This window comes from Tenacibaculum sp. L6 (genome assembly GCF_028823685.1).
GTDB lineage: Bacteria > Bacteroidota > Bacteroidia > Flavobacteriales > Flavobacteriaceae > Polaribacter.
In genome coordinates this window covers 1-10548 of record NZ_JAPEHZ010000072.1, presented here as the reverse complement: position 1 = coordinate 10548, position 10548 = coordinate 1, and the positions used below count along the sequence as shown (strand labels likewise).

At 33.3% G+C, this 10548-nt stretch carries 8 protein-coding genes; 3 read left to right on the top strand and 5 right to left on the bottom strand.

Translation table 11 applies throughout. From position 1 onward, the window contains the following. From OU788_RS10790 to OU788_RS10780, 3 genes are all read left to right on the top strand, one after another. The coding region (locus OU788_RS10790; protein WP_274635175.1) for a hypothetical protein at positions 1 to 425 on the top strand (425 nt) is incomplete at its 5' end. 114 nt (positions 426 to 539) lie between these two features. Further along, entirely contained in the window at positions 540 to 1226 is a 687-nt protein-coding gene (cmk, locus tag OU788_RS10785) for a (d)CMP kinase (protein ID WP_274635174.1), read from the top strand. Positions 1227 to 1325: 99 nt separating this feature from the next. Then, entirely contained in the window at positions 1326 to 2813 is a 1488-nt protein-coding gene (locus tag OU788_RS10780) for an NAD(P)H-hydrate dehydratase (protein WP_274635173.1), read from the top strand. On the opposite strand, the gene OU788_RS10775 is transcribed toward OU788_RS10780, so the two are convergent. The 5 genes from OU788_RS10775 to OU788_RS10755 form a co-directional block, all read right to left on the bottom strand. Next, positions 2810 to 4447 carry a sodium:solute symporter gene (locus OU788_RS10775; RefSeq protein ID WP_274635172.1) on the bottom strand — a complete coding sequence of 546 codons (1638 nt, stop codon included), beginning with the start codon at positions 4445 to 4447 and terminating at the stop codon, positions 2810 to 2812. The two genes, OU788_RS10780 and OU788_RS10775, sit on opposite strands and share 4 nt — an antisense overlap. A gap of 272 nt (positions 4448 to 4719) precedes the next feature. Then, the gene (locus tag OU788_RS10770) at positions 4720 to 6471 is read right to left on the bottom strand and encodes a cytochrome-c peroxidase (RefSeq protein ID WP_274635171.1); all 1752 of its coding nucleotides are present in this window, start codon (positions 6469 to 6471) and stop codon (positions 4720 to 4722) included. A 41-nt stretch (positions 6472 to 6512) separates the two neighbouring features. After that, positions 6513 to 7973: an alkaline phosphatase PhoX gene (locus tag OU788_RS10765; RefSeq protein WP_274635170.1), complete on the bottom strand. Its 1461-nt coding sequence runs from the start codon at positions 7971 to 7973 to the stop codon at positions 6513 to 6515. A gap of 211 nt (positions 7974 to 8184) precedes the next feature. After that, on the bottom strand, positions 8185 to 10092 hold the full coding sequence (gene acs / locus OU788_RS10760) for an acetate--CoA ligase (RefSeq protein WP_274635169.1): 1908 nt from the start codon (positions 10090 to 10092) through the stop codon (positions 8185 to 8187). Positions 10093 to 10185: 93 nt separating this feature from the next. Beyond that, the gene (locus OU788_RS10755; protein ID WP_274635168.1) at positions 10186 to 10524 is read right to left on the bottom strand and encodes a DUF779 domain-containing protein; all 339 of its coding nucleotides are present in this window, start codon (positions 10522 to 10524) and stop codon (positions 10186 to 10188) included. Positions 10525 to 10548: the final 24 nt, after the last annotated feature.

Genomic DNA, 10548 nt, shown 5'->3' with positions numbered 1-10548 from the left:
ATAATGTATCGTTTTTCAACGATATTAAAAACTACATAACAGGTATGTACCCATTATGCACGGTTAACACAGACTGTACTTTACCAAGAAACGATTTTAGTAGTTACTTTATCCTATCTCCTAATCCTACCACTGGAAGTATGATCTTATCTAAAAAAGATACTGGTACAACAGCCTCTACAGCTGATATTTTCAATGCTCAAACGGGTAGTTTTGTAAAAAGTGTTAATCTTCTTTTTGGAGGAGGTTTTGGTAATTTATCATTCAAAAAAACAACAACTTCAACAACAACTCAAAGGTTAGGTAACCCTATTAATTTAGAAGATGGAGCTCCTATTAATGTTACCGACCTAGCTACTGGTAGCTATATATTTAGAGTTAACAGTAATAGAGGTACACACACTACTAATTTTATTAAAATGTAACAATACAATTTATAGCATGTTTTCAAAGAGAGAGGTTAGCACCTCTCTCTTTTTTATCTATATCTTTCAAAAGTATTAGAATTCTACCCTATATTTGCTATCTATTTTTTTATCATGACAAAGAAAATCACCATAGCCATTGACGGTTTTTCATCTACAGGAAAAAGTACTATTGCTAAGCAATTAGCTAAAGAACTTAGTTATATTTATGTTGATACTGGTGCTATGTATAGAGCTGTTACTTTATATGCTATGCAGCATAATTATATTTCTAAAAACCATTTTAACTCAGAAAATTTAGTTGCTGATTTACCTAATATTTCTTTGTCTTTTACTTTTAATGAAAAACTTGGTTTTGCTGAAATGTTTTTAAACGGAACCAATGTTGAAAAAGAAATTAGAAGTATTGAAGTTTCTAAATTGGTAAGCAAAGTTGCTGAAGTTTCTGAAATTAGAAAAAAGTTAGTTCGTGAGCAGCAGGAAATGGGTAAAAACAAAGGTATTGTTATGGATGGTCGTGATATTGGAACTGTAGTTTTCCCTAATGCTGAACTAAAATTATTTATGACTGCTTCTGCCGACAAACGTGCTACTCGCCGTTATAAAGAATTAATAGATCGTGGTGACAAAGTTAAGTACGAAGAAATTTTACAAAACGTACAAGAACGTGACAGAATAGATTCTACCCGAGAAGATTCTCCTTTAGTCATGGCAGACGATGCTATTGAGTTTGATAATTCTGACATGGGACTTAAAGAACAATTTGAACGTATTATGAGTTTAGTTAATGCTAGAATTTAACATTCTTAAAACCACATAAAACATCATTGAACCTTGCAAAATTTTTGCAAGGTTCTGGTTCTTTTTTGGTTACTATGCATAAAATTGTATATTACCTACATGAAAATACTAGAAAAAATCCTTAATGTTTCTCAAACAAGAGAAGCAGACAATCACACTATTTTAAAAGAAGAAATCTCTTCTTTTGCTCTTATGGGGCAAGCGTCTCTTGCTTTTGTTAAAGCTATTGAACCTTTACTACAACGTTCACAAAAAATTGCCATTGTTGGAGGAGTTGGAAACAATGGAGGTGACGGATTTGCAATCGCCAGAATTTTAAGAAATAAAAAGTACAACATACAGCCCTTTTTAGTTCAATTTAAAGAGACTCTCACTCCCGATTGTATTATTAATTATGAAAAACTACACGATACAATTATCATTAATCCAACTAGCGAAATTCCTAGTTTTTCGGAATATGATGTTATTATTGATGGTATTTTTGGCTTTGGACTTTCAAGACCTATTACTGGTTTTACAAAACAAGTTATAGAAAACATCAACAAAGCTAAAAAAACGGTATATGCTGTTGATGTACCTTCTGGATTATACTGTGACACACTACCTGATTCTGAAACTATCGTACAAGCAGACATCGTAGTTAGCTTTCAACGACCAAAACTTTCTTTCTTTTTTCCTGAAAATGGAAACTATGTGAAAAACTGGAAAACAGTTGATATTGGTTTAGATGAAGAATTCGTTCAACAACAAGACAGCAAATACTTTATTCTAAATGAAAAAATTGTAGAAGTTTTAGCTACTAGACCTCGTCAATCTCACAAAGGAGATTACGGACACACCTTACTAATTGCTGGTTCGTACGGAAAAATGGGAGCTGCGACACTTTCTTCTAAAGCTTGTTTAAGAAGCGGTACAGGGTTACTAACCACTTATGCTCCAAAATGTGGCTATCAAATCATACAATCTTCAATTCCTGAGGCTATGTGCTTAATCGATGAGAATGAAGAATTCGTTACCCAACTACCAGAAATTTCCAAATACGACGTTGTCGGGATAGGTCCTGGGTTAGATACCAACGAAAAAACAGCACAAGTTCTAAAAAAACTACTTTCTGAAAGTAAGAATCCACTAGTTATTGATGCTGATGCCATTAATATTATCGCACAAAATGAAGAGTTAAAATCGTTACTTCCTAAAAATTGTATTTTAACTCCACATATCAAAGAATTTGATAGATTGGTAGGAAAATCTGACACCTCAACAGAACGTTTTCAAAAACAACTTGAGTTTTCTGCAAAACACCAATGTGTAGTGGTTTTAAAAAATGCCTATACCGTGATTTCTTCTCCTGAAGGAAATTTATATTTCAACACTTCTGGAAACCAAGGAATGGCAACTGGTGGTAGTGGCGATGTACTTACAGGAATTATCACAGGTTTATTAGCGCAAAATTATTCGTCTTTACACGCTGCTTTATTAGGAGTATATTTCCACGGAAAAGCAGGAGACGAAGCTGCTAGTAAAAAAGGATACAATTCTTTAATAGCTTCGGATATTATTGACGCTTTACGTATAGAAAAACATTAATTTTCTTTAGAAAATGCTTGGATTAGTATTGCTAACAACATTACTAATCCACAGCCTAAAGCGTTTAACCATAGGTACGGCAACCAATCAATATACCAAACAGCAATAATGATAACTTGTGTAATTATTGCGGCGATAAATACTGCATTTCCTTTTACAAACTTTATAAAAAAGGCCAACAAAAAAATTCCCAACACGTTTCCGTAAAAAATAGAGCCGATAATATTTACCAATTGAATTAAATTATCAAACAAATTAGCTACACAGGCGACTAAAATTGCCATGATACCCCAACCCAACGTAAACCATTTTGACATTTTTACATAATGCTCTTCGCTATATTCTATTGTGGTATTTCGTTTGTATAAATCAATTGCGGTAGTACCTCCCAAAGCATTTAATTCCGACGCAGTAGATGACATCGCTGCAGATAAAATTACAGCCAACAACAAACCTATCAACCCTTTTGGTAAATTATTCAGAATAAAATGAATAAACACATAATCTTTATCGTTTATTTCTACCTGAGCATCTGCTTTAGAGATAATGGTTTTCGCCTCTTCTTTTAACTCTTTATCTTGCTCATTAAACTCTTGAATTTGCGCTACATTCTCAGGTGTTAACCCTTCAAAAATCAATGCTTTTTTTCTTTCTTCAATAAAACGATGTTGTTCTTCTAACTTAACATATTGCTCTATTGTTTCAAGGTTGGAATTTGCTATAGCCTCCCCTGCTTTCGGATTAAAATTTAACGGAGACGGATTAAACTGATAAAATACAAAAGAAAACTGCATCGGTACTTTTAACAGCCCGTTAAAAATTAATCCTAACTGACTTTCTCGTAATGACTTTCCAGATAAGTATCGTTGAACCTGACTTTGATCAGTTCCAAAATATGATAACATTAAAAATGTTCCTCCCAAAATACCTGTCCAAACCGTATATCGATTATTCAAATCCCAAGAAAAATCTAATACTTTCATTTTATCAGAAGCTCCTGCTATTTCCAAGGCTTTCGTAAATGTAATATCATCAGGTAAATACTGTAATATCAGATAAAATGCGACAAACATTCCTGCAAAAATTACCGCCATTTGTTGCTTTTGCGTAACACTTACTGCTTTGGTTCCACCAGAAACGGTGTATATAATTACCAAGAACCCAATGATGATATTCAAGGTTATTAAATCCCACCCTAAAACAGCCGACAAAATAATAGCTGGGGCAAAAATGGTAATTCCTGCCGCTAATCCGCGTTGAATTAAAAACAGAATGGCTGTTAAGGTTCGGGTTTTTTGATCAAATCTTCCCTCTAAATATTCGTAGGCTGTGTAAACTTTTAATTTGTGATAAATAGGAATAAACACCAAGCAAATAATTACCATTGCGATTGGTAATCCGAAGTAAAACTGCACAAACCCCATTCCGCTATGAAACGCTTGCCCTGGTGTTGATAAAAAAGTTATTGCACTGGCTTGTGTTGCCATTACTGATAAACCAATCGTCCACCATTTACTTTCATTTCCTCCTTTTATGTAATCCTCTACATTTTTACTTCCTCTGGTTTTCCAAACTCCATATAGAACAATAAATAATAAGGTAAGCGAAAGAACAATCCAATCTATATCTTGCATGGTTTATTTTGTATATAGGTTAGTAATTATGTAAAACAACACGATGTAAATTAAGTTAGCGACCAAGACGACCGTGTATTCTTTTTTCCATATATACTTTTTATCCATACTTTGCTTGATTAGATTCGTTTGAGCTGTCAATTTATAGATTTTAAAAACAAAAAATGGTATGTTTTTCTAAATCTTCATTTTTTCGCTTTTGTGTTTAGAAATAAAAACGCTCTAAAACGAGTGTTCTGAGCGTTTTTGTTAACTATAAAAACTGAATGAATTTACTCATCCGTTAAGGTTTCCATAAAAGCAATTAAGTCTTGAATTTCTTTGTCTGATAAATTCAATTCATCTGGAGGTAAGGTTTGGTTTGGAACGTGATATCCTAAACCTTCTCCACCACCTTTGTTATAAAAATCAACAACTTGTTCTAATGTTTCATAAACTCCATTATGCATATACGGAGCCGTTTTTGAAATGTTACGAACGGTAGTAGTTTTGAAAAAGAATTTTCTTTCTTCAGTTTTAAATACATTGTATGCACCTAAATCACCATCCAACTCCGTTTCAGCTAAATTTGGAACACCGATAGACTCCACCTCTGTTTCTGTGAAGTTAGGAGGAACCGTTCCGTTAAACACTGGTGGAAAATGACAGGTGGCACATTTTGCTTTCCCCATAAAAAGATTGAATCCGTTAACCTCAGAAGCCGTTAACGTGTTTTCTTTTTTATTGATATTTTTATCAAATTTAGAACTAAAATCACCTAAGCTTCTAATATAATTTGCCATCGCATTTCGGATGTTAAAATCACTTACTTTTCCGTATAAATCGGTAAACGCTTTTGTATATACACTATCTTTTTCAACCGTTTCAGTTAGATTTTTTAAATTGGTATGAAACTCGTTTTCGTTTTCAACAACACCCACAATCTGACCTTCTAAACTCCCCGCTCTTCCATCATGGAAAAAAGTTTGTTGGTAAGCTGCATACGATACTGTTGGAGTGTTTCTTAACTGCTTCGGAAACGTTGCTAATCCGTCAGTAAATGCTTTGTCTTTTATGTGACAAGTAGCACAACTCATTACTCCATCTTTTGACAAACTTTTATCATTGAACAACTTCTTCCCCAACGCTATTTTTTCATCTGACATTGCGTTTTCTAACTGATGGTAATCGTTAAAGAAATCCATATTAAATGTTTCTTTTGAAAACAACGAAGTAATATTATTATTGAACGCTAAAGTTAACGGAAACTCTACTTTCCAGTCTTCCGCAGTATTTGCTAATAATTCTAATTGCTTATGTGCATGATTTTGAATAAAATCGAAACGATTGAACGTAGCAAATTCTCCTTCTTCTAATACTTTTTGAGTTGCTTGTATTTCATTCAACCAATCTGTATATAAGTTTTCTTTTGAAAACTCATTTTTATAGGTATTTATAATGAAAAGTATGGTTTCATAATTTGTTTTAGCCTCAGTTAACGACTGCTCTAACACAGGCGAATCAAAACCTGTAATTCCTACCAAAGCTATTCGTGCAATTTGATCGCGTAGCAACCACAACGCATGGTATTTTTTTAAATACAGCGTGTTGTTTCCTGCTATTAATTTAAGTCTGTTTACTGTAGTTTTTACAATGCTATTCACTTCAGCAGCATCTACCTCATCTTCGTGTAATAATTCTTCAATAACTTGAAATCCGAAAGGGTTTCTTATTTTAACATCCGTAGCATCTTCTTCATCAATCTTTAAAATATTAGGAGCGTTTAAACTCTTGTAATTTTCTTTATCAGAAAAAGCCAAAATAGGTTCTATTAACTTGAATTCTCTCCTTGCTAATTTGTATTTTTTTATTTTTTCTGAAACTGTTTCAACAGTATTTAATTCTTCTAACAGCACAATACAACTATCGAGGTGTTGTGTGTAATACTCTTGAATTTTTACTACTAAAGTTTGATTATCAACCTTCGCATATCTAGCTGTTTTTTCTTGTTTACAACCAACTACAGATACTAGAAAAAGACACATGATAACATGTGCCTTTTTTATTTTTTGAAAACTGTTTGTCATTATCTGTTTAATCCTTGCACAATATATAATTGACTTCCTTCTTTTTCAGTTTCAGCTGCATCGTTTGCTAAAGCATCTGTAAACGCACCACCATCAGCAGGAACCCATCCGTGGTTTTGAGTAATTAATAAGAATGTATCGTTTACTCCGATCGTTTCAGAAATGTCGATCATACCTGTAATTTCCCATGCACTTTCTTGATAAGAAGCTCCGTAACCTGCAGCCGTAGCAGCTACTTGATCACATTCTAATACTTTTTTAACCTCACCAGTGTTTAAGTTATATTGATATAAACTTGCAGCGTGGTTTTTATCTCCATCAAAATATCCGTTAGGATCTTCTTGAATATACGCATAGTTATCGGTAACTACAATGTTATCTGGACTATGGAAACCTTTCGCTTTACCGTCTAATTTATCACCATCTAACACACAAGTAATTTTAGCAGCTCCTGTTGGATCGTTTTCATTTAATTCTACTTTATACACACGTCCGTAAATAGTTCCTTTTCCCATTAAACCATCTTTTTTACGACCTGTAACACAAAAATAGATTTCACGGTTGTTCTTAGCAGAACCTCTTCTCCAGTCGATATCTTCTAAACGAGAGAATCCCATTACTCCTTTTTCTTTTGCTTCAGCATCTAATAAATCGATGTTCTTTTCAGTTAACTCAACAAAAGTAGCGTTGTAAGTTTGACCTTCAGCCATATCCATTTCGTAAGTAACTCCTTCGTCAGTAACTTTTAATCCGTATAATTTACCTCCGTTTAAATCTCCTCTTTCACCAACATACATTCCTAATTGACCTGAAGGAACTTCGTTATCAGAGTGATCATCACCAATAAATAAAACTGTTTTATCTGCATAAGCATCTTTACCTATTACTACTGCATTTTCTGTAGACCATTGTCCCATTGCAGTTAACATATTTGGAGTACCTGCTGCTGAAGCTTCTTTGAAAGGATCAGTTGCGAAAACACCTTTAGATGCTCCTCCCCATTCACCTCCTGATAAGTATAATGGTCCGAAACCATGCTCTTCCATAGTTACCAAAGAACCTGAACATTGAGCTGTACTTGCAGTTGCGTTTGCATTTAAAATATATTCACCATGAACTGGCTTAAATGTTTTATCTAATTTGATACGAGCGATTGAGTAATCTGCTTCAATATTGTTGATTAATGTAAATGTTCCGTCTGAATTCTTCATTAACCCAGCACCATCTGCCATAGAACCATAGATAAAGTTTGGAGTTTCTTCTAATTTATCTTCTGAAGATAATAAAGGGTAAATTTTTACTCCTGAAAACTCAGATTCTAATTTTAAAAAATTAGGGGTTTTAGAGTGTGCTTTTAACTCGATTGATTCTCCTTGGTTTGATGTACTTTCAGAATCACAAGATGTTAATGTAACTACTGTACAAACACCTAAAAATCCTAGTTTCAATAAATTTTTCATTGTTAAATTTTATTTAGTTTTTATAGGCGCAAATCAACAACACTAACTTTAAGAATATTTTAGCTCCAGTTTAAATCTACCTCAACAAAACGTTAACTGCTTTAACAAATCTTTAACCAATTTCAATCCTGAAATTTTAAACAAAAGAAAACCAACACATTAACAAATATGTTGGTTTTACAATTTTTAATACAGTATTTATTTTCTACAACTAAAGTCTTTCTTTTATGATGTTTTCTACAACTTCTGGATTTAATAATGTTGAAACATCTCCTAAATTATTTAATTCGTTGTGTGCTATCTTACGTAAAATACGTCTCATAATTTTTCCTGAACGTGTTTTAGGCAATCCTTCAACAAATTGAATTTTATCTAATTTTGCTATCGGACCAATATGTTCAGTTATTATTTGATTTATTTCCTTTCGAAGATTGTCTTGATTTCTTTCTTCTCCGGTTTCTTTTAAAATCACATAACCATACAACGCATTTCCTTTAACATCGTGAGGGAAACCTACAATAGCACTTTCTGCTACTGCTGGATGCTCATTTACAGAATCTTCAATAGGTGCAGTACCTAAATTATGACCAGAAACAATAATTACATCATCTACACGACCTGTAATTCTATAATACCCAACTTCGTCACGTAGTGCTCCATCCCCTGTAAAATACATATTATCATACGCAGAGAAATAAGTTTCTTTATAACGTTGATGATTTCCCCAAATTGATCTTGCCATAGAAGGCCAAGGATACTTTACACACAAACGACCATCTACCTGATTTCCTTTAATCTCTTTTCCGTTTTCATCAATTAATGCTAATTGAATTCCTGGAAGCGGCAACGTTGCATACGTTGGTTTGGTTGGTGTTAAATACGGCAGTGGTGAAATCATGATTCCTCCTGTTTCCGTTTGCCACCAAGTATCTACAATTGGGTTTTTCTTTTTTCCTACATTATCATTATACCAGTGCCACGCTTCTTCATTAATTGGTTCTCCTACCGTACCTAATACTTTTAACGACGATAAATCGTGACTATCTACAAAATCTAAGTTCTCTTTTGCTAAAGCTCTAATAGCTGTAGGTGCTGTATAAAACTGAGTTATTTTATGCTTCTCAATAATTTCCCAAAAACGACCAAAATCAGGATAACTAGGAACCCCTTCAAACATTACAGTTGTAGCTCCGTTTGCTAATGGACCGTATACAATGTAACTATGCCCAGTAATCCAACCAATATCTGCCGTACACCAATAAATATCGTTTTCTTTATAATTGAATACATTTTTAAACGTATATGCTGTGTACACCATGTACCCTGCTGTGGTATGTAACATTCCTTTAGGGCTTCCTGTTGAACCAGAGGTATATAAAATAAATAATGGATCTTCAGCATCCATAATTTCAGGAACACAGTCTTGATAAGCTTCTTCTAACAAAGGTGATAACCATTTATCACGACCTTCTTTTAATTCTATATCAGAATGAATTCGTTTCGCTACTAATACTGTTTCTATGGACGGGCAACTCTCTAAAGCTTCATCTACAATACTTTTTAAATCGATTGTTTTCGCTCCTCTGTAAGAGCCATCGGAAGTAATCACCATTTTTGCTCCACAGTCATTAATTCTTGTTGATAATGCCGTAGACGAAAATCCTGCAAACACTACAGAATGTACTGCTCCTATTCGAGCACAAGCTAAAACTGAAATTGCCAATTCAGGAATCATCGGTAAATAAATACAAACTCTATCTCCTTTTTTAATTCCTTGTTCTTTTAACACATTCGCAAACTTACATACGCGTCTGTGTAATTCCTTATAAGAAATGTGTTCTGCTTCTTCATCTGGATTATTAGGTTCAAATAAAATAGCTGTTTTATCTCCTCTAATATGTATGTGGCGATCTATACAGTTTTCTGTAATATTTAGTTTTGCTCCTTCAAACCATTTAAACTCAGGTTTGGAAAAGTCATACTCTACAACTGTATCCCATTTTTTCCTCCAAACGAAGTGCTCTTCTGCTATTTCTTCCCAAAATAATTCTGGATTTCTTACTGACTTTCTATATAATTGAAAATATTCTTCTAATGTTTTTACGTGATAGTTACTCATTCTTATACACCTTTTTATTTTAGCTTAAGCCACTAAAATAAATCATTTTTAATTGTTTATCAACTTATTAATTCCTTCTTCTTAAAACATAAATCAATCTTCTTCATTTTGCAATAAGCGAGAATGCACAATAAAACGAACTCCTAAAGGTATTTCTAATGAAAAACTAGAACCTCTACCTTCGGTTATATCTATTGTTAAATGCGTATGTTTCCAATATTCAAATTGGTCTCTATTCATATAAAAAGGGACTTCATCTAACACACCTAACAGAATATCACTTTCATCTAAATACATTTCGTCTTTAGGAAAAATCATTGGTGATGAACCATCACAACAACCTCCACTTTGATGAAAAATCAAATCTCCATGTTGTTTTTTTAGTTTTTCAACTATCGCTTTTGCCGCATCTGTTATTGCTACTCTTTGCATATTATATTTTTTTTATAAAATACT